At 38.8% G+C, this 21,445-nt stretch carries 20 protein-coding genes; 7 read left to right on the plus strand and 13 right to left on the minus strand.

Annotated elements, in window-relative coordinates:
• Positions 1-43: 43 nt before the first annotated feature.
• Positions 44-433 carry an acyl-CoA thioesterase gene (locus tag H4J59_RS12330; RefSeq protein ID WP_182232378.1) on the plus strand — a complete coding sequence of 130 codons (390 nt, stop codon included), beginning with the start codon at positions 44-46 and terminating at the stop codon, positions 431-433.
• 259 nt (positions 434-692) lie between these two features.
• Here H4J59_RS12330 and H4J59_RS12335 read toward each other — a convergent pair whose 3' ends face one another.
• From H4J59_RS12335 to H4J59_RS12350, 4 genes are all read right to left on the minus strand, one after another.
• Entirely contained in the window at positions 693-896 is a 204-nt protein-coding gene (locus tag H4J59_RS12335; protein ID WP_182239779.1) for a hypothetical protein, read from the minus strand.
• Between the two features lie 86 nt (positions 897-982).
• Positions 983-1,225 carry a hypothetical protein gene (locus tag H4J59_RS12340; RefSeq protein WP_182185053.1) on the minus strand — a complete coding sequence of 81 codons (243 nt, stop codon included), beginning with the start codon at positions 1,223-1,225 and terminating at the stop codon, positions 983-985.
• A gap of 81 nt (positions 1,226-1,306) precedes the next feature.
• The gene (locus H4J59_RS12345) at positions 1,307-2,284 is read right to left on the minus strand and encodes a methylenetetrahydrofolate reductase (protein ID WP_182239781.1); all 978 of its coding nucleotides are present in this window, start codon (positions 2,282-2,284) and stop codon (positions 1,307-1,309) included.
• A gap of 155 nt (positions 2,285-2,439) precedes the next feature.
• Positions 2,440-3,405, minus strand: coding sequence for a tRNA-dihydrouridine synthase (locus H4J59_RS12350; protein WP_182239783.1), 966 nt, complete (start codon positions 3,403-3,405; stop codon positions 2,440-2,442).
• Between the two features lie 611 nt (positions 3,406-4,016).
• Here H4J59_RS12350 and H4J59_RS12355 point away from each other — a divergent pair.
• From H4J59_RS12355 to H4J59_RS12365, 3 genes are all read left to right on the plus strand, one after another.
• Positions 4,017-4,400, plus strand: coding sequence for a hypothetical protein (locus tag H4J59_RS12355; RefSeq protein ID WP_182239785.1), 384 nt, complete (start codon positions 4,017-4,019; stop codon positions 4,398-4,400).
• 133 nt (positions 4,401-4,533) lie between these two features.
• On the plus strand, positions 4,534-5,199 hold the full coding sequence (locus H4J59_RS12360; RefSeq protein ID WP_182239787.1) for an SDR family oxidoreductase: 666 nt from the start codon (positions 4,534-4,536) through the stop codon (positions 5,197-5,199).
• Entirely contained in the window at positions 5,193-5,585 is a 393-nt protein-coding gene (locus tag H4J59_RS12365) for an MGMT family protein (RefSeq protein ID WP_220469810.1), read from the plus strand. The genes H4J59_RS12360 and H4J59_RS12365 overlap by 7 nt, the downstream gene beginning before the upstream one ends.
• Before the next feature lie 281 nt (positions 5,586-5,866).
• On the opposite strand, the gene H4J59_RS12370 is transcribed toward H4J59_RS12365, so the two are convergent.
• Positions 5,867-7,276: an NAD(P)/FAD-dependent oxidoreductase gene (locus tag H4J59_RS12370; RefSeq protein ID WP_182239789.1), complete on the minus strand. Its 1,410-nt coding sequence runs from the start codon at positions 7,274-7,276 to the stop codon at positions 5,867-5,869.
• Positions 7,277-8,010: 734 nt separating this feature from the next.
• On the opposite strand from H4J59_RS12370, the gene H4J59_RS12375 reads away from it, so the two are divergent.
• Positions 8,011-9,348 carry an amidohydrolase gene (locus H4J59_RS12375; protein ID WP_182239791.1) on the plus strand — a complete coding sequence of 446 codons (1,338 nt, stop codon included), beginning with the start codon at positions 8,011-8,013 and terminating at the stop codon, positions 9,346-9,348.
• A 601-nt stretch (positions 9,349-9,949) separates the two neighbouring features.
• Here H4J59_RS12375 and tpx read toward each other — a convergent pair.
• On the minus strand, positions 9,950-10,594 hold the full coding sequence (gene tpx, locus H4J59_RS12380; protein ID WP_182239793.1) for a thiol peroxidase: 645 nt from the start codon (positions 10,592-10,594) through the stop codon (positions 9,950-9,952).
• A gap of 228 nt (positions 10,595-10,822) precedes the next feature.
• Here tpx and H4J59_RS12385 point away from each other — a divergent pair, with 228 nt between their 5' ends.
• Positions 10,823-11,911, plus strand: a complete 1,089-nt coding sequence (locus H4J59_RS12385; protein WP_182239795.1) for a response regulator — start codon at positions 10,823-10,825, stop codon at positions 11,909-11,911.
• A 2-nt stretch (positions 11,912-11,913) separates the two neighbouring features.
• Complete coding sequence (locus H4J59_RS12390; RefSeq protein WP_182239797.1) at positions 11,914-12,873, plus strand: diguanylate cyclase; 960 nt, start codon at positions 11,914-11,916, stop codon at positions 12,871-12,873.
• Positions 12,874-13,001: 128 nt separating this feature from the next.
• Here the strand turns inward: H4J59_RS12390 and H4J59_RS12395 are convergent, their stop codons facing one another.
• The 7 genes from H4J59_RS12395 to miaB form a co-directional block, all read right to left on the minus strand.
• A complete protein-coding gene (locus H4J59_RS12395) occupies positions 13,002-13,325 on the minus strand; it encodes a VanZ family protein (RefSeq protein WP_310733186.1) in 324 nt (107 codons plus the stop codon).
• A 56-nt stretch (positions 13,326-13,381) separates the two neighbouring features.
• The gene (locus H4J59_RS12400) at positions 13,382-15,043 is read right to left on the minus strand and encodes an amidohydrolase (protein ID WP_182239799.1); all 1,662 of its coding nucleotides are present in this window, start codon (positions 15,041-15,043) and stop codon (positions 13,382-13,384) included.
• Positions 15,044-15,309: 266 nt separating this feature from the next.
• On the minus strand, positions 15,310-16,869 hold the full coding sequence (gene lnt / locus H4J59_RS12405; protein WP_182239801.1) for an apolipoprotein N-acyltransferase: 1,560 nt from the start codon (positions 16,867-16,869) through the stop codon (positions 15,310-15,312).
• 6 nt (positions 16,870-16,875) lie between these two features.
• On the minus strand, positions 16,876-17,754 hold the full coding sequence (locus H4J59_RS12410; RefSeq protein ID WP_182239803.1) for an HlyC/CorC family transporter: 879 nt from the start codon (positions 17,752-17,754) through the stop codon (positions 16,876-16,878).
• Positions 17,755-17,956: 202 nt separating this feature from the next.
• A complete protein-coding gene (ybeY, locus tag H4J59_RS12415; RefSeq protein WP_220469811.1) occupies positions 17,957-18,427 on the minus strand; it encodes an rRNA maturation RNase YbeY in 471 nt (156 codons plus the stop codon).
• Positions 18,417-19,496 (minus strand): PhoH family protein, encoded by a 1,080-nt coding sequence (locus H4J59_RS12420; protein WP_182239805.1) that lies wholly within the window; start codon positions 19,494-19,496, stop codon positions 18,417-18,419. Before H4J59_RS12420 ends, ybeY begins: the two co-directional genes overlap by 11 nt.
• Positions 19,497-19,582: 86 nt before the next feature.
• Positions 19,583-21,025 carry a tRNA (N6-isopentenyl adenosine(37)-C2)-methylthiotransferase MiaB gene (gene miaB / locus H4J59_RS12425; RefSeq protein WP_182239806.1) on the minus strand — a complete coding sequence of 481 codons (1,443 nt, stop codon included), beginning with the start codon at positions 21,023-21,025 and terminating at the stop codon, positions 19,583-19,585.
• Positions 21,026-21,445: the final 420 nt, after the last annotated feature.

Raw genomic sequence — 21,445 nt, forward strand, 5'->3', positions numbered from 1 at the left:
CAACACTACTTTGAGTTGGCTGATAGCTATAATAAGGATACCTATGCGCTTTTTATCTCGCCGTTTAATTTTGCCTAATGATTTAAATTATGCCAATTCACTCTTCGGCGGCAGGGCATTAGCTTGGATTGATGAGGAAGCTGCTATATATGCCATTTGCCAACTAGAAACAAACTGTTTGGTTACTAAGCATATTGGCGCCATAAACTTTGAATCGTCGGCTCAACAAGGTGACATTGTTGAGTTTGGTTTATCAACTAAAGCGGTTGGAAGGTCGTCGATTACCATTACATGCATTATGCGCAATAAGGTGACGAAAAAAACAATATGCTTGGCGGATGATATCGTTTTTGTTCAGGTTGATCCTGAATCCAAACAGCCGATCCCACATGGTAAAACCTTGGCTTCTTTAACTGAAGATTTGGAAAGTTAATATGTTTGGTTAATCTAAAAAGTTCTTAGTAACTGCCTTATAAATCATTAGAATGTATCACATCTACCGTCAACTCTACCTCGCTATTGCAGCGCTAAAACCTACCTTTATTGAGTGGTTTTGGTGTGGTAATACCAAATAAGCACCAAATGCGATAAGGGAAGTACATTGCAATATAGTGATGCAGGCGGTGTATTTATTTATTAGGTATTTATCCGATCAGACGTTTATCTGATCAGATAGTTAGTCGTAGTTGGGTTTACTCAGTTTCATCAGTGAGAAATTGCTGATAGCTATCAACAGCAAAATATCGAATAGACTTTTTTAGCGTGATCTTTTTCGCAATAAGTTGATCATTTCGATATAATTTTACGACCTGCTTTTCACCATTAACATCACTTTGATAACCATGAAGTGGATTTTTTTGTAAGTTTTCAAATTCGGTTCTCATGATTAACTTCATATTAACACTTGATCCTTTTGGTCATGACCATAATCACCACCATCATAATTACCAATAGTAAAAACTTGTAGTTTAGCGTTTGCAGCTTAGAGTTTATTAATCTCTTTTTGTACGCTATAGCCTTCATCGGTGACAATTTTTTCTAGCACTTGCATACGCTCTTCAAGTGCTTGTACTTGTTTTGTCATCGCTACAGCTTGTTCATTACTTTGGCTGTTGTGGTCTAAGGTTTTGGTTTTAAATTCTAAATGCTTTTTGTACATGTCGAATATTACCCCAAAGCCAACTGAAATAAATACAATTAACACAACCATCGCTGTACCTGACATATTTAAGCCTCCATTACCTTGTAATTGAAATAAATAACATTTCAATTAAGCATAGCGTATAACGATGAGAAAAATGCTTAATTAATCAGTAAAAAGTCCACTGAGTTCTTGTTTAGCTAAATAATTATCCATGGTTGAACGTAAGAGTTTATAAAGTAATATTGAACCGTCAATTTCTTCTTTACGGTTGGTTAAACTCTCAATATTAAGCCCTAAAGGTACTTTGTAGGGTAATACCGCATCAAGTATCTGAACCAAGGTATTGCTGCAAATTCTAATTGATTCGTATAAGGGGCGCTCAGCATTTAAAATACGTAAACTTGTTGCTTCAGGAACACTGACTCCTAACCACTCAATAAACGCTAAGGTTTTTTTACTGCCACAAGGAGAGAAAGTTAAAATAATACGTTGTGGCTTTATACCTTGTTGCTGACATTCAATGGCATAGCGCGTTAACATATCAATGGTTGCTTGGGCATTGTAAATGGCTTGCGAGATAAAAAAATTGCAACCTTGCTGGTGTTTTTCAATTAATTTAACATGTTCGTTGCCTTTATTTGCATGGCGCTCAGCAATAGTAATACCGCCAATAAAAAAGTTGTTTTCATTGTTTACTAAGGTTTTATAGGCATCGCCTAAAGGTAGGCTAATATTATTTTGCCGTGAAGGGCTTCCAACCAACACAATGTCGCGAATACCATATTCATGCCAGGCTTCATTAGCCCACTGATTAAAAGCATCCCCGTTTGATTGTACGACACTCTTGTAAGTAATTACCGGTCGGTTTGACTTTTGCTGTAAAAGTGAAGAGTAAAGTCGAGGATCATGCGTCGACTTAAAAGGAAAAGGCCGTGGTTTTGAGGTCCGTGAATCCTCATTTTGAATGTCATAAACAATTAAACCGTCAAAGTCGATGTCGCTTACACGCTCAAGTAATTTATCGGCAATGGTTGATACTTGTTCAATGGGTGTATCACTTTTAGGCGGGGTTGTGCCAATAAAGTAGACACCACGATTTACGTCGTTATATCGTGCTCTTAACTCTGAACCGTTCTTCACTATCGTTACTTCTTATTTAAGGTAAATTAATGGTCTTTAATAACAATTATCTTACCTTGTTGGATGATAAAAATCTGCGTTAGTCTAATAATAGTTTTATCAACATTATAGCTAATGTTGATAAGGCGGCGGGTTTACTACGTTAGCTTGATTTTCTATATCGATGCGGCGATATCTATTTGATGAAGAATTTCATCTTTATCTTTTAATCGTTTGATATTATTAAATAAGGTATCTGCTTGTGGGTATTGTAACTTTAAATAACGCAACCATTGTTTTAAACGACTTGAAAAATAAAAGCTTTTATTACCTTTTAAGTCAAATTCACTATTACTTATTAACAACAAGCTTAGTTCAGACCAAGGCATAGGTTTTTCATCAAACTTAATCACATTGGCTAAGTTGGGTAGGGCTAATGCGCCACGCCCCAGCATTAGGTTGGGTGTTTGGCTTTGCGTTATACAGTTAGCCGCGTCACTTTGACTCCAAATTTCACCGTTAGCAAATATCTCAATAGCGTATTTTTGTCTTATTTGGCCAATAAAGTGCCAGTAAGCAGGAGGTCGGTAGCCATCTTGCTTGGTGCGAGCATGAATGGTTAATTGGTCAACTTGAGCTGACTCGATGGCACTAACAATTTCATCTAGCTTTGACGCATCGTTAAAACCTAGCCTAATTTTCGCTGATAAAGTTGCATCAAGGCCAATGGCAGCTCTCATTTTAGCCATTATTTGGTAGATTTTTTCTGGCTCGTTCAGCAAAACAGCGCCGCCTTTGCTTTTGTTAACGGTTTTAGCTGGGCAACCAAAATTAACATCAATACCGTATGAGCCCATGTCTAATGCCCTAACCGCATTTTCAGCCATCCAATTGGGCTCTTGGCCGAGTAACTGAATTCTCAAAGGTGTACCACTTTGAGTTCTACAGCCATTCTCTAGTTCAGGACACATTCTTCTAAAAACATGCTCAGGCATTAAGGCGTCAACAATACGAATAAATTCTGTTATACAAAAATCATAATTATTCAGAGATGTCAGTGTCTTACGCATTAACTCATCGGCAACACCTTCCATAGGTGCTAGGATAATTTTTTTTACTTTGGTTTCTATTGGGGTATGCATACGTTATTAGCTGTAATATTTGAGGCGGTAGACGTTATTCAATGGTGTTTTATTAAATACCTTATGCTAAGAGCAATGTGTTCTCAACAGGCAACGCACTTTAGTTGCCATTAATGTTGATTTACCCAAGGGTAATCATCAGGCAATAATAACATTAAGCCACCATAACAACTAAAAATAAATAGCAGGCTACTTATTTATTTTCTATTTTTTTAGTGTTAAAAATTGCTCAAAAACCTAAGCTCCACCAGAAAATTATTCAGAGCTAATGTGTTTTTGTGATGAAAATTAAGTGGCGTTAGTAAGGTTAAGTGAGCTTAGTCATGTTTATGTAATTTTTTTTTGACAAAAAGAGAATGATAATTAATCATGTTAACGACATTTTGCTACTAAAAGTGGCTAATGCAGAAGTTAAATAGGTGAGTTTTTTTACTTGTGGTTTCATGTAGACAAAGCTAATCTGACAGTGTTGTAGATACAAAATTTCTTTAAATTTATATAAAAAATTTACAGCACTTGAAATTTATTTATATCCAGTATGGTCTTTGTTAATAGTTATACCTAGTAGATGTAGTACCTAAATAAAAAATTAAAATTAAAAGGAAAATATAATGAAATTAATTAAAAAATCTTCAATTGCGGCTTTATTAGGCTTATTTGTATTAACTGTTGCGGCAACAATGCCAGTGCAAGCAGAAACTAACCCATTTGCTGTGCAAAATGTAATGACTATAGTGTCAGCTGACGGCCACGAGAATGGTAAGTGCGGCGAAGGTAAATGTGGTGAAGGTAAAGCCAAAGCTAAAACCGAAGGTAAGTGCGGCGAAGGCAAATGTGGTGAAGGTAAAGGCAAAGCCAAAACCGAAGGCAAATGTGGGGAAGGCAAAGCTAAAACTGAAGGCAAGTGTGGCGAAAGTAAAATGAAGACCAAAGCCAAAGGTAAATGTGGTGAAGGTAAAGCCACAAAAGCTAAAGAAGGTAAGTGTGGCGAGTAAGCGCACTGCTTAGTAAATAAGTCTAACGCTTAGTCAATAAGCTTGATAGCATATTAAAAACCACTTCACTGAAGTGGTTTTTTAGTTTTAATGATTTAATATCAATAAAAACGTTTAACTATAAGGATAGTCAATGAACAATAATATTGTGATTACCGGTGCGAATAGAGGCATAGGTTTAGCCATGTGTATGCACTTTAAGGCACAAGGAGATCGTGTTTTTGCGCTGTGTCGAAAAACTTCAGTTGAGTTAACCGCGCTTGATGTCAATATCATCGAAGATATCGATGTAACAAGTGATTTGGGTATAGCAAATATGGTATCTGGATTAAAGCATCTCGACATTGATGTATTGGTGTGTAATGCGGGTGTTTTAAGGGATGAAAGTTTAGCTAATCTCGATCTAAGCACGATACGAGAGCAGTTCGAAGTCAATGCGTTAGCACCGCTAAGAGTAGTTGCCAGTTTGCAAAAACAGCTTAATCAAGGAGCAAAAGTAGCACTTATCACCTCAAGAATGGGCTCTATTGCCGATAATGACTCAGGTGGTCGTTATGGATACAGAATGTCAAAGGCGGCTTTAAATGCGGCAGCCATGTCGTTGAGTCATGACCTTGCCAGTAATAAAGTGGCTGTTGGTATATATCATCCTGGTTATGTCCAAACAGAGATGGTTAATTATGGGGGTGATATTAGCGCGAGTGATGCGGCTAAAAAGCTAGTTGCATTAATTAATCAATTAACCTTGGCACAAAGTGGTATTTTTAAACACTCCAATGGCAATATTTTGCCTTGGTAATTAAGCGTAATATAAGCTCAAATGTTGGTAAACCTTTTAGTAGCAAGCATATAAAAATTTGGCAAACTGTTCTGGCTATTCCTTCGGGAAAAGTCGCCAGCTATGGCCAAATTGCTGATCTAGCAGGTTTACCTGGCCGGGCTCGTTTAGTAGGCAAAGCGTTAGCTGCTGTGCCAACTAACGGCTGGCATGGGCAAGCCGTTCCTTGGTATCGGGTAATTAATGCTCAAGGTAGAATTTCATTTGCAGCCGGTAGCGAGAATTTTGCTCGACAACGTGACTTACTGCAAGCTGAGCAAGTGTTAGTTATAGGGGCGCGCATCAAATTAAAAAACTTTCAATGGCAACCTGATTTAGCAGAATTGTTGTTTGTTTTAGCGCATTAGCTATTGTCTACAATTAAAAGCAGCTGAGTTAACTAATGAATCTAAGCTGCTTTATCGCGGTTAGTTATAAATGGTTACGAACGTCAAGCGGCTGAAGAATAAATCTCACCTTCAACGGCTAATTTTAAGAAAATAACCCTTGATGAGTATCGTTTTCAGTGCCTGATAATTATCCCCAACCCCACTGGTTTAATGATGAAAAGGAGCGCCAGTTATCTTTTTTTCGCTAGCGGCTTTTTCTTTGCGTTGGCATGATTAACCCTGCCTTTTTCGAGCCTGCTTTAGCCTTTATCATAGTCGGTTAAATTTTTCTGGTTAACTAAATCAGTATGGCCAGCGCCAAATGCTGCTTGGGCTAATTGCCACAATTTGTCATAAACAAAGTCGGCTTGCCAACATTTTTCGATATTGGGAATTTGCATTATTTTTTGCATAATCTCTTGCTGAATATCACCCAGTGCTAAGGCCTGAGAATAAGGCAGTAAAGGCGAAAAGGTCACCATAGTATATAGCGGAGTCCAAAGTGTAGGATGGCGTTGATGAAATTCTGCTTCTATTTTTTTCTGTAATAAAAACCTTGCCTGACCTGACAACTCACTCATTTCAACAAAATTTCTTTTCGCTAACTCACTAATGGCATCCGCATTTATTTTTCTAGCCACTTGATAAGCTGGAAATATTCTCGACCAGTCTTGCTGATATTCAGTAATTAATTCGTCTAAGACTCGACAATCTTCAAAACCACAATTCATGCCTTGACCATAAAAAGGCACCATGGCATGAGCTGCATCACCAATTAACGCGACAGTATTATTGATAACCCAAGGGTCAACATTAAGCAGGAATAATGGGCTGGCGGTTTTATTGAGAAAGTCATCTATCGGATTTTCCATTAAAGGTAGTGCATCGGCAAAATTTTCTGCAAAAAACGCAACCACCTCAGCGCGGTTTGTTAATGAAGAAAATGAAACCTCACCTTCAGAGTCTAGAAATAAAGTGCAAGTGAAAGAGCCGTCAGGGTTAGGTAAGGCAATCAGCATAAAGGTTTTACGTGGCCAAATATGTAAGGCGTTTTTGGCTATTTTAAATGAACCATCATCATTGGCTGGAATGTTTAATTCAATATAGCTTTGTGGCATATAAGACTGGCTATAACTAAAGCGTGGCGTGTCTTGTGCTAGGCGACGCACTTTTGAGAAAGCGCCATCGGCACCAAATAAAATATCTGCTGATATTTTTTCAAGGTTATGATCATGGCTAAAGCTAGCACTGGCATCGCTAAAATCAAGATCAACTAAACGTTGTTCAAATTTCACTTTTATTAAAGGCTCTTGCTCAGCTAAATCAAGTAGCTGCTCATTAATACCCGAACGAGAAACCGACCAAATAGCTTGGTCATCTTGACCATATGCTTGTTCGGTAATCGTGCCATCAATGGCATGCATTACGCGCTTATGCATAGCAATGGCATGTTGTTTAATCTCTGCTTCAATACCAACAGCGGCTAATGCCAACCAGCCCCGATCAGACAAAGCAATGTTAATCGACTTACCCTGATAAATATTATGATTGCGCGAGTCAGGTCGTGATTCAAATAAATTAACGGCATAACCATGTCGAGCTAAAAGTACGGCAAGTAAAGTACCAACGGGGCCAGCACCGGCAATGGTTATTTTCTCTCTGACTGACATTAGATGAATTCCTTTAATATTCTGACAAAATGGTAACTATCTTGAAAACTATTGTATAACGACACTCGCGCAACGCAAATAACATTAGGTGTGCGCCCATCAGTGCTAACACTCAAGCTGCAAAGCGGTTAAGTTTTGAATATTTTTAATGTGGCTCTGTTGAGGTATTTACCCTTGTACCAGCAGACAATATCGACTTGGCGTTTATGCAATGATAACTCAATATTGTGGGCAGCATAAGTAAGATTTAATTTAACTTTCAGCACAATATTGAGCACAATAAAAAATTTAATATCAGTAACTTTTTTATAAAAAAAGTAGATTATTTCTTCTGATGTTAGGTTGAGTTTTTGTTGGTTAATTAAGCTTTAGCTGTTGTTAAAAAAATCTTATCCCCGAGGCTCATAAATCAATAAGTAAACAAATGTGCCATTAAGCGCATGTTTGTTAAGCGAAAGGGTGGTTAAAGACTCGGTATGACTGAGCTTTGTACAGTCAGCTGTCGCTTTAATTACCAACAAGAATAAGATAATAAGTAGACATAAATGGCTAGAGATTAAGGTCGTCTGTCGTTGAATCTAGGCAGATTAGCGAAAACAGCAAGACATTGATAATGAGCCTAGGTAGAGTAAGTTACATACCCACTCTGTTTGCTATAACAATAAAGTCATCAAGATTTTAAAGTGATTCGTTATAAAAATGGGATGATATTTAGACAATCTATGGAGTTGAAAATGAAGCGTAAAACATTAGCAATCTTAATTGCGTCAGCACTCACAATCTCGTCTTTTGCGACGACTAACGTTTTAGCCTTTGAACAAAACACGGCTAACGATATTGCAAAAGATTATCAACAGCACTTAGCACCGTTATGGGATCATTTTCATCGTAATCCTGAATTATCATTAATGGAAACTAAAACAGCAAAACGTTTAGCGCAAGAATTGAGTGCTGTTGGTTATGAAGTTACTCAAGGTGTTGGCGGCACAGGTATTGTCGCGATAATGAAAAATGGCGAAGGTCCAATGGTCATGGTACGAGCCGATATGGACGGTTTGCCCGTAGTCGAGCAGTCAGGCTTAGCTAATGCCTCAACCGTTAAAATGCAGAATTGGAATGACGAAACTGTTGGTGTTATGCACGCTTGTGGTCATGATGTTCATATGACGAGCCTAGTGGGAACTGGCCGCTATATGGCTGAAAATAAAGATAAATGGTCAGGCACCTTAATGCTTATAGGACAACCCGCAGAAGAAAAGGGCCCAGGAGCGTCTGCGATGATGGCAGATAATTTATGGCAGCGTTTTGGTCAACCTGATTATGCTTTTGCTTTTCATGTTACCGCTAATTCAGAAGCGGGTAAGGTAATTGTAGACGAAGGCTCACCTTATGCCGGTGCGGATACAGTTGATATTACGGTACATGGTATTGGTGCTCATGGTGCTTCACCACATCAAGGTAAAGATCCTGTCGTGATCGGTGCGCAAATTGTGAATAACTTACAAACGATTATTAGTCGTGAGTTAGCGCCGCGTTATGCGGGTGTTATTACAGTAGGTTCATTTCATGCCGGTACTAAGCATAATATTATTTCAGATGAAGCTAAGTTGCAGTTAACAGTACGAAGTTTAACACCAGAGGTACGTGAGCAGTTACTATCAGCAATTAAACGTATTGCTATAGGCACAGCACGTACTGCCGGTGTACCAGAAGATAAATTACCAGAAGTAGTGGTCAGTGAATTCGCTTATCCACCGACCTTTAATGATAAAAAATTGGCTAAGCGTTTGAAAAACGTATTAAGTGAAAAAATGGGTGCTGACGCGCTATTAGAGCCGGCAGAAACGGGTATGGGCGCAGAAGATTTTGGCTTTTTTACCACACAGCCTTATATTCCTAGTGTTTATTTTAAAGTAGGCGGCACGCCAAAAGCTGATTTTGAGCGTGCACAAGCCGGTGGCGCGGCTGTGCCAAGTCATCATAGCCCGCAATTTAAAATAACCCCTGAGCCCGCGATTAAATCAGGTGTCGAAGCTACGGTATATGCGCTACTTGATGTTATGGCGAAATAACAAGCCTAGCCCTTAACGTGTCTTTATTGTGATACTGAAAAGTGAATGGTTCAGTATCACAATAAATTTAATCGTTAGCGCGGATTATATTAATATCGCTTTAGTGATAATAAAATAGCAACGATCTTGGTGCTGAGTCGTGTTTATTAACCGTATGTAATAGCAAGTTAATTAGCTGTACCTTTTTAAGGGTTAAAATGAAAAAATACAGTGTGATAAAATTTATAAGTAGCGTAACGCCTGACTAAATTTCATGCCTGGCATGTATCCATTTTTCTCATGAAAAAGTAGGTTGATTTAAATGGCTATAAGTTGATGCTAAAACCAGCTAAAGCTGCGAATTGTGATAACTGAAATTAAACGTTTACAGCGTTTAATTGTGCCTTTCAATACTGAATAGGCGGTTAATGTAGACCCTATCGGCGACTATACTATTAAAGATGAGATTAATGTATTTAATTTAAACAGCAAGGGGGTAGTTGAGTTGTTTTTTATTTTTATACTATTGATTTTTAATAATATAATTATTTGTTTTACGTTTGTTAGTTGATGAGAGCTAATGTTTTATATTGGCTCTCATCATGCTATCGTTTGAAAATTGCTAGCCAGAATGCTCACTTGTTGTAGTTTTTGTTGGTTGAACTGTTGGACTCATTGATCTTAATTTGGTTAACGCCGTGTCGTAATCTGGGTGTTGAGAAATATTGCCGACTAATTCTTTGTAAGCGATTTTTCCGTCGACATCAATAATGAAAATAGCGCGTGTTAACAAGCCCATATCTTTAATAAGTAAACCATAATTATGACCAAAATCTCGCCAAACAGCATCTGATAACACTTTGATATTTTCTACTTTTTCAACTTTACAAAAACGTTTTTGAGCAAAAGGTAAATCATTGCTTATTGTTAACATAACTACGTTTTCGGGTAAATTTGCTACTTCATCATTAAAACGCTTAGTCTGAATAGAACAAACACCGGTGTCTAAACTCGGTACAACTGAAATTAACACAGGTTTATGCTTAAATTCAGCCAAGGTAACGGGTGAAAATGACTGAGTTACTACCTTAAAGTCAGGTGCTTGATCTCCTACTTTCACTTGATTGCCAAGTAAGGTAACGTACTTGTTACCTGCCATGACTAAATTGGTAGTTTCTGTCAGTTCAGGTACAGAAATATCAGCGTTGGCTGAAGAGAAAAATACTGAGCTAAGTAAGGCAATTGCGGTTATTTTAAAAATATTCATAATTTCGATATTTACTTAAGGTAAACTAGAAGCCAAGCTTACCTTTTTGTAAGAAAAAAGTGTAGAAAAAAGTGTAGAAAAAAATGTGAATTAATCGTATTTTATTTTAAAAAAACTACCACTAAATATCATAGCATGAGTATATATTGATCTTTTATTACTGAATATATCTTGCTGAAAATGTCACTTGAGTTATCTTTTGCTATCCCAACCTAGGGTTTTTCTGTTATGCCAACTTCCTTACTTATTTGTGACGATTCTACTATGGCGCGAAAACAAGTTGCGCGCTCACTTCCTGATGGCTGGGATGCTGATATAACATTTGCCAATAATGGTATTGAAGCCATAGCGGCAATTAAGGCAGGTAAAGGTGATATCTTATTACTTGATTTGAATATGCCAGAAATGGACGGCTATCAAGTACTAGAAACCATATTGAAACAAGACCTGCCAACCCTTACCATTGTTATATCAGGTGATATTCAACCTGATGCACATCAAAGAGTGAAGGGTTTAGGCGCATTAGACTTCATTAAAAAACCCGTTGATAAAAGCAAACTTACTGAAGTATTGAGTGCTTATGGGGTTTTTAGTAAAGCAGAACTCATCATTGCTGAAAATGAAAATGAAACAGCTAAACTGATAAATCAATCAACAGGCTCAATAAAAAGCGCATCAGTGATAAAGCCTGCTGTGGCAGCAACACAAGAATCAATTGTCAAAGTTGATAGTGAAATGATTGATTGTTATAAAGAAATTACCAATGTAGCTATGGGGCAGGCAGGTGATTTACTCGCTCGTTTACTGGACGTTGTTGTTGTTTTACCTATTCCTAATGTTAATTTAATTGAAGTCAGCGAGTTAACCATGGCGCTTTCGGACGTTGAGAACAAAGATGAAACCTCAGGTATCTGTCAAGGTTTTATTGGTGCTGGTATCTCAGGCGAAGCACTTTTAATTCTCAATGACTCAAGCTTTAAAGACATTGCCTCCTTGATGAAATATGAACACAAATTTGATAACAATGTTGAGTTAGAGTTGTTAATGGACATGGCTAATTTACTGATTGGTGCGTGTTTAAGTGGTATTGCAGAGCAGCTTGATATGTCCTTTAGTCAGGGCCATCCGGTCGTGCTAGGTCAACATAGGAAAATTTCTGAATTAATTGCGACAAATACTAATAAATGGAAGAAAACGCTCGCGATTGAAATTAGTTATAGTATCGAAAACTACCCTATTAAATTCGATCTACTGCTGCTCTTTACTGAACAATCGTTAGCCGTACTTAATCATAAAATTGCTTACTTGTTGGATTAATCATGTCATTACAAACTGAACAGTTGAACGAATTGCATTGGATGATGGAAGTACTTCATACCATTGATGTTGGCCTGGTGGTGCTTGATCGTGCTTACACCATTCAAATTTGGAATGGTTTTATGGAAAACCACAGTGGCTTATTGCCGCGTGAAGTTAAAGGTAAGTTACTCTTTGATCTTTTTGACGAAATACCCCAAGACTGGTTTCGTCGTAAAGCGGAATCAGTTTTTTTATTAAAAAATAAAGCATTTACTATTTGGGAGCAGCGCCCTTATGTATTCAAATTTAACAATTACCGCCCTATTACCGGTACCGCTGAGTTTATGTACCAAAATACCACCTTTATTCCTTTAAAGTCGACTACGGGTGAAGTTTCTCATTTATGTTTATTAGTTTACGACGTAACTGACAATGCTACGCAGAAAAAGCAGTTAAAAAAAGCTAACGCTGATTTAGCTATTTTGAGTCGAACCGATGGCCTGACACAATTATTTAATCGCAATCATTGGCAGCAATGTATAGCAGCCGAGTTTAAGCGTTATACGCGTAACCAACATGCTAGTTGCTTAGTTATGTTAGACATAGATCACTTTAAGGTTGTTAACGATAACTATGGCCATTTAGTGGGTGATGATGTGATTCGCCATTTAGCTAAATTGATCCGCGAACAAGTACGAGAAACTGATATTTCAGCTCGCTATGGCGGTGAAGAGTTTATTATTTTATTAGCGGATACTCATGCAGAAGGCGGGCTAATATTTGCTGAGCGCTTGCGTAAAACAGTAGCAGAGTCAGTAGTTATTTATAATGGCATTGAGGTTCAATATACTATTAGCTTAGGGGTTGCGCAAGTTCAACCAAACTATAGCTCAGAAACACAGTGGCTTGAGCATGCCGATAATGCTTTATATCAATCTAAAGATAATGGCCGTAATAAAGCGACGATTTATCAAAAATAATGCTATAGCCAGTATTATGATGATAAAAAATGGTGATAAAAAAAGCCCATATGGGCTTTTTTTATATGAATAAACGCATTAATACTTCAGTGTTCATAAGCGTAGCAAAGTAGTTGACTGATGTTAGCTTACTGATTGCATTTTGTTTTCTTTAACGCAATTAAGCCATGTAGCGCTTGCGCAATAATTATCGCTAATAGCACACCACCTGTGTTAGCCGCCAGATCTAACCATTCACCATAGCGATTAACGTGTGGCTGAATCAATTCAATTAAGCCACTCCACGTAATGAATAACAAGGCAAAGGCTAACCAATATTTAGGCCGACGTAGTGCGGTAGGCAACATTAAAGCGCAATAGGCAATAAAATGGTGGGTTTTATCACTGCCAGGTACGCTGGGCAAATACTGGGCAGGGTAGAGCGAAGCAACCGTTATTAGTACTAAGATCACGATTGTTATACCTAGCCAAAACTGCTTAATAAAGTTTGTTATTGCGATGATAGTCACTACTTTTTATACACCAACTTGCCATTTACCCAAGTTTTATCCACCGATATTTGCCAGATATTTTGCTCAGGCATGGTAAATAAATTATTGTCGAGTAAAACAAAATCAGCTTTTTTCCCTTTGGCTAAGCTACCAATGATGTTTTCTTGGTGGCCAGAATAGGCAGCATCTAAGGTAAAACTTCTAAAAGCTTCTAGCGGTGTCATTTTCTGATCAGCAAACCAACCACCTTCGGGACTATTGCTATGATCTTGACGAGTAATTGAGGCATGTAGACCAAAAAATGGATTGGGTGATTCAACGGGGAAATCTGAGCCAGCCGCAATCATTACTTTAGCATCAAGTAACTTTCTCCAGGCATAGGCGCCTAACATTCTGCTTGGCCCAAGTCGGTCTTGTGCCATATTTTTATCACTGGTCGCGTGGGTTGCTTGCATGGCAGCAATAAGATCTAGCGCTGCAAAACGCGGTATATCTTCAAGGCGTAATACTTGTGCGTGTTCAACACGGTGACGTAACGCTTTGGTATTAGTCGCTTTGATCTGTTTTTCGTAGGTATCAAGTACCAGTTTATTCGCATTATCACCAATGGCATGACTATTAACTTGATAGCCTTGGCGCATTGAAGTATTAACTAAAAGTTCAAATTCTTGCGGAGTATTTAGCAGTAAGCCTTTATGACCTGGGTGGTCAGAATAATCTTCAATTAATGCCGCACCGCGACTGCCTAAGGCACCATCGGTTTGAATTTTAACGCTATTAAAGGTTAACATATCGTCTTTGCTGCGATATTGACCGTTAGCTAACGTTTGTTGCCACTTAGCCGACGGTAAATACAACATAGCATTAACGCGAATACTCATCGCTTGTTCTTGGCTGAGTTCTTTAAAAGCATTAAGGTTATCGGTGTCAATACCAGCGTCATGTACGCTAGTAAGGCCATAACTGGCAAGCGAGTCCATCGCCTTGACCAACACTTGTTTTTGCTGCTTGATAGTTAAAGGCGCGATACTGTCATTAATGAGTGCCATGGCATTATCGATAAAAACACCCGTAGGTAGGCCATTATTATCTTTAATAATCTCACCACCTTCCGGTGATACGGTATCTTTTGTGATGCCCGCCAGCGCCATCGCTTTTGAATTTGCCCAGCCGGCATGGCCATCAACACGCTCAAGCCAAACCGGTTGCTCGATAAAGTGCTGGTCTAAACTCTCTGCATTAGGGAAGGCATTGCTTGGCCATTGGGTTTGGTTCCAGCCTCGACCTTGTATCCATGTTAGCCCCGCGTTGGCTTTGGCGTAGGCTAAGGTTTTATTAACGGCGTCTTGCTCTGAAGCACTGTTGACTAAATCTGCGCGTAATAGGCTTAAACCGTAGTTTAAAATATGACCATGGGAATCAATCAAACCCGGGATTAATGTTTTTCCTTTACCATCAATAACGGTTAAATTTTTTGTGCTTGGTAACGTGTCTGTTGCAGAATATATTTTATCGATTTTGTCATCAGTAAATGCAATAGCAGCGAAGCTTTCTAGTTCGCTGCCCGTTATGGTATAGCCTTGAACATTGGTAATTAACGTAGTTTTTGCAAACACTAGGCTTGGGCTCAATGCTGTGATGAGTATTGCCGATTTTATTGAGGTGGATAGTCTAATCATTGTATTTCCTTGGCGCACCTTTTTATTATCACTAAATACTAACATGAAAAATAGTGAAAACTTTAGCTTTTTATCTATGGACGCAGAGCTTTTTATGAGAAAAATACCTAAAGATTCTGCAAAGGAGAGCAAGATAAAATCATAACCTTAGTCCAGGTGTTAAGTCGCTAGCACGATTAACTTGTTCTGCTTGTGGTAGGGTTTATTAACACCGTTTTTTGTTGTTATAAAAGTCTGTATTATAAGCACAGCGCGGCTGTTAGCTTTTATGATTTGGCTCTATATTGAAAACGACGTATCACCGCCAGTAATAAAAGTAATAAAGGAATAACAAAGTCGATAACACGCGTGTAGCGCGCATAAGGTGTTAGTCCAGTAACTAAAGCTACTTGGCTGCTCAGAACCGCTTGTTCAAATTGTGGGATTTGTTTAAGAATATGACCTCGATGGTCAATAACAGCGGTAATGCCATTGTTGGTTGCCCGCAAAAAAGGTCGTCCAAACTCTAGCGCACGCATTCTAACAATTTCTAAGTGTTGGTGTGGGCCATGTGAATCACCAAACCAAGCATCATTACTCACGGTTAAGAGTAAATCAGTTTGGTTAGAAAAGTTAGCGCTAAGTTGCTCTGCAAAAGCGACTTCAAAGCAGATCAATGGCAGTAAGTGATAACCATTAGCAACGAGGTTTTTTTGCACATATTCACCACGACTAAAAGACGACATCGGCAAATTAAAAATCGCCGCTAGTGGTCTTAACCAATCAGCAAAGGGTACAAACTCACCTATGGGCAGTAAGTGATGCTTGGCATAACGATTCTGATTGTTATATTGGTAACTTCCTTGACTGTCACTCGGCAATTCTTTACCCAGTACGATTAAATTATTGTAATAATTTCTGCTATTGATGTTGTAATCAATTATGCCGGAAATAATAGCGCTATTATTTAATAAGGCTGATTTTTGTGCTATTTGTAAGAAATCTTGCGCTTGGGCACTTGGCTCTATTGCGGTGATGGCTGATTCTGGCCAAATAACAATATCAGCAGGATAATTTTTACGGGTTAAATCTAAGTAGCTTAACATGGTTGGCCAAGTTAACTCTGGCGACCATTTCATTGCTTGCTTGATATTGCCTTGTACCATCACAGTGTTAACAGACTGACCTGTTGCTGACACCCAAACTTTATTCTGTAAGGCTAGGCTTGCTACACTAATGGCGATAAGTAAGGCAATATGTCGCCAAGGTTTGCGCTGTTTAACAATATAAACTATGGCAATGCTGATGGTAATCACTAAGGCGCTGATACCTTTCTCGCCCATGATAGGGGCAAACACCGCCAAAGGACCGTCAATTTGACTATAACCTAACGTTAACCAAGGGAAGCCGGTGAGTAATACGCCACGTAAGAACTCGGCAAGTAGCCAAAAGGGTAATAAAAGCCAAAGATTAAGTTTTTGTTGATAGGAAAAACGCGCAGCCAAATAGCAGGCAAGGGCGAGAAATAGTGCTAAATAGACACACAGCAGCACCATTAATAATATCGATACAATCAGCGGTAAACCACCAAACTGGTCGATACTGACATGCACCCAACTGATACCAGCAGAAAACCAACCAAAGGCAAAAATAAAACCTTGCTTGGCTGCCGCTCTAGCTGATTTGCCTTGTAGCGAATATAGCCAAGTTGGCAATAGTATCGCCATTAGCCAATAATAAGAAAAGGGTGCATAGCACAGTACTAATGCAAGCCCCAGTAAAAAACTGAGGCCATTGTCTTTATTAATGATGTTGTGGTTAATTCGTGTAAAGAATTTATTTAGCATAAAGTGTTAATCAGCCACTTTACCAGCAACTACATGTTCTTTTGGTACGGTAATTTGCAAGGTTTGAATGCGACGGTTATCGGCAGCGGTGACTTTGAATATAACTTTATTGATGGTGGTTTTTTCACCTTTTTTCGGCATATGACCAAAGTGCTGGGTAACAATACCCCCTATGGTATCGGCATCACGTTCATTAAATTGAAAATTAAAGTAATTATTAAAGTCGTTAAGGTCGGTAAGTGACTTCACTTGATAAACTTGGCCAGCAAGGTATTTAATATCTTCTTCCATGGCATCATCGGTTTCGTCTTCAATTTCACCGACGATCAACTCTAGAATATCCTCAATGGTCACCACACCTGAAACGCCACCGTATTCATCAACGACAATCGCCATATGATAACGCTGTTGGCGAAACTCTTTTAAAAGTGGATCAACTTTTTTACTCTCAGGAACAATAATGGCCGGACGAATAATTTGTGCAATGGTGAATGCTTCATCGAATTGGCTAAAGCCGTAAGCGAGTAAATCTTTCGCTAATAAGATGCCTTCAACGTCGTCAATATCATCATTAATCACAGGAAATCTTGAATGCCCAGAATCTACTATAATGGCGAGTGATTTCTCTAGTGGATCATTAATATCTAAGGTGATCATTTGTGACCGAGGGATCATAATATCACGTACTCGCATATCAGATACTTCGAGTACGCCTTCGATCATTTGCTTGATCTCAGGGTTGATAAATTCATGGTTTTCAGCATCATTTAATGCATTGACTAGCTGCTCTTTACTTCTCGGTTCTCCGGTAAATACTTGCATAATTTTAGTCAAGATTGACTTATTTGAAGAACCGTTACTAGAGTGGGGTTGGTCGTCGCTCATAGAGCCTTTTTAATTCCTTGTTAGTTGAATTTAGTACTATTAAATTATTCGACTAGTTTGGAACCGATCGTAGTTAATTTCAAGTACTAAATTGTTGCTTATTCTCTTCAGTAACTATTTTACTGAGACAGATCAAATAATGCTTTGATATTTATACTAAGCGAATTCATCAATGAGCCCGCTTATTATTGAATATTGGCTGCTATTGTATTTCATAAGGTGCAGCAATGCCCAAACCGGTAATTAATTTCGTTTCAAGTGCTTCCATTTCTTCTGCTTCATCATCGTCAATATGATCAAAGCCCAATAAATGTAAGCAGCCATGTACAACCATGTGCGCCCAATGGGCATTGATAGATTTGTGTTGTTCTGCGGCTTCTTGCTCAACAATATCAACGCAAATAACAAGGTCACCTAATAAATCCAGTTCAATGCCATCAGGTACTTCAAATGGAAATGATAAAACATTGGTGGCTTTGTCTTTGCCTCGATATTGATGATTAAGCTGGCGGCTTTCATCACTATTGACCAATCTAATGGTAAGTTCAAATGATTTTTCATATGGCGCTAGCGCAGCCTCAGTCCAACGTTGAAAGTCACTGAGTTCAGGCACCGTCTTATCATCACAAGCCAATTGTAAATCGACGACAATATTAGCCACGTTATTCGCCATGTTTGCTTTCGCTTGCAGCGGCTAAGGCTTCTGCTTTTTGCTGTTGTTCGCGCGCTTGTTGTTTTTCTGCTTTTAAGCGCTGCTCTTTTTGCTCAAACGCTTCATAAGCTTCAACTATATGACCGACAACAGGGTGGCGTACCACATCTTTTGCTTGAAAGAAGTTAAAACTAACGCCGGGTATATCCACTAATACTTCAATAGCATGACGTAAGCCAGATTTTTGTCCGCGTGGTAAATCTACCTGAGTTATGTCACCTGTGATCACGGCGCGCGAGTTAAAGCCGATACGGGTTAAGAACATTTTCATTTGTTCTACGGTAGTATTTTGACTTTCATCAAGAATAATAAAGGCATCGTTTAATGTTCTACCGCGCATGTAGGCCAATGGAGCCACTTCGATGACATTACGCTCAATCAGCTTTTCAACTTTTTCAAAACCGAGCATTTCAAATAGCGCATCGTATAACGGACGTAGATATGGGTCGACTTTTTGCGATAAATCACCGGGTAAAAATCCGAGCTTTTCACCCGCTTCTACGGCTGGGCGGGTCAGTAATATGCGTCTGACTTCTTGACGCTCTAAAGCATCGACAGCACAGGCTACGGCTAGGTAAGTTTTACCTGTACCGGCAACACCAACACCAAAGCTGATATCATTGGTAATAACATTTTGGACGTAACTTTGCTGGCTTTCGTTACGCGGCTTGACCATGCCACGTTTGGTTTTTATCGTTACCATATCGTCGTATTTAGCATCAAGCTTGCTTGGCGTGGCTTCTAACACTCCGGCTTCTACAATGGCTAAGTGCAGTATTTTAGCGGTAATGGTGTTTGACTTACCTTTAACGGTTTCAGTTTCAAGGTAAAGATTGATCAAAACTTGCTTCACAGCCTCTGCATTGACACTTTTACCGGTAACTTTAAACTCATGGCTTCTGTAGCTGATCTCAACGCCCATTCGACGTTCTATCGTCTTAAGGTTGTCGTCTATAGCGCCACACAAATTGGCCAGACGATTATTATCGGCCGGAGATAGTTCAAAAGTTATACTGGTATTTTTACTCAATTGCTGCTCCCAAGTGTTTTAAGTAAGATGTTAAAAGGGCAAATAATTATTTGCCCTTAATATTTACTTTTATGAATAATAATGGCTTAAGGCGTAAAGGTGGCTACCCCTAGCTCATTCACTGGATTTTGTTCTGCTTGGTGATGGTTGTTAGCCAAAATGTCAGCGGGCGAATGGGCGATACGTAAACCCATCTCACTTTCTTGGCGAATCAGTTCACCGCGTAACGAGTTGGCATAAACATCCGTAATCTTGACATCAACAAATTGGCCAATAACGGTATGTGGAGCAACAAAGTTTACGATACGATTATTTTCTGTTCGGCCACGCAATTCCATTGGATTTTTCTTTGACGGACCTTCAACTAGAATACGTTGCTCGGTATCAAGCATATGACGTGCAATTTGCAGTGCTTGTTGACTGATACGGTCTTGCAATATTTGTAAACGTTGTTTTTTAGTTTCATCACTAATGTCATCAACCATATCGGCCGCAGGTGTTCCTGGGCGAGCACTGTAAATAAAGCTGAAACTTAAATCAAAATCTACTGCTTTAATTAAGTTCATGGTCGCTTCAAAATCAGCATCAGTTTCACCTGGAAAACCAATAATAAAGTCAGATGACATGCAAATATCAGGTCGAACTTTTTTCAATTTACGGATTTGAGACTTGTACTCTAAAGCGGTATGGCCACGCTTCATCTGCGTTAAAATGCGGTCTGACCCACTTTGCACGGGTAAATGTAAGTGACTAACAAGCTCAGGCACATCAGCGTAAACATCAATAATGTCATCAGTGAATTCGATGGGATGTGATGTGGTATAGCGAATACGGTCAATACCGTCAATGGTAGCGACTAAGCGTAACAGTTCAGAAAAACGACAAATACTACCGTCATGCGAATCGCCACGATAACCGTTAACATTCTGGCCAAGTAAATTGACTTCGCGCACACCTTGTTCGGCAAGTTGAGCAATTTCATATAAGACATCATCGAGCGGACGACTGACTTCTTCACCACGGGTATAAGGTACTACACAGAAGGTACAATACTTACTACAACCTTCCATAATAGAAACAAAGGCAGTAGCGCCATCGGCTTTTGGCTCAGGTAAACGGTCAAATTTTTCAATCTCTGGGAAGCTCACATCAACGACATGACCTTTGTTACCGGTAACTTGTTGGATCATTTCAGGTAAACGGTGCAAGGTTTGTGGACCAAAAACCATATCAACATAGGGGGCGCGTTGACGAATAGCATCGCCTTCTTGTGAAGCAACACAACCACCAACACCTATGATTAAATCAGGATTTTTTACTTTGAGGTTTTTCCAGCGACCTAACTGATGAAACACTTTTTCTTGTGCTTTTTCACGGATAGAGCAGGTGTTAAGTAAGATAACATCAGCATCTTCTGCTGCTTCGGCTAGTTCAAAGCCATGGGTTGAGTCTAAAAGTTCAGCCATTTTCTGCGAGTCATACTCGTTCATTTGACAGCCCCAAGTTTTGATATATAGCTTTTTACTCATTGTTTCGCGCCTAATCTTTTCTATGAATTGATTCTAGTTTTTGCTAGAGAATTTAAGGAGGCATATTTTACTCTTTCTTTGCCTATGATGCTAGCTTAGAAATATCTTGGTTAAAAATAGTTTTAAGTTTTTAGTTTAGTGCTGTGAGTCAGCAGAAATTTGAAGCGCCCAGTTTGACCTTTAAACGCTTAATGGTGCGTTTTTTGCGAGTGTTTCCCTTAAGTTTCACCCGATTCATTAATACGAGGGTCTCTTTATCTGCGGGTAAAACGAGCAAATAAATAATCGAGTCGTGAGTTATACCAATTCCGATAATTTTGTGATCTAATATCCTTAACAAAGGATTACTACATATGACTCAAAATTTATCACAAATTATTGCCACTACGACTAATGGTAGACTACGGATCCGATTACTTG

Source organism: Colwellia sp. MB02u-10 (assembly GCF_014077185.1).
In the GTDB taxonomy this organism is placed as follows: Bacteria; Pseudomonadota; Gammaproteobacteria; order Enterobacterales; family Alteromonadaceae; genus Cognaticolwellia.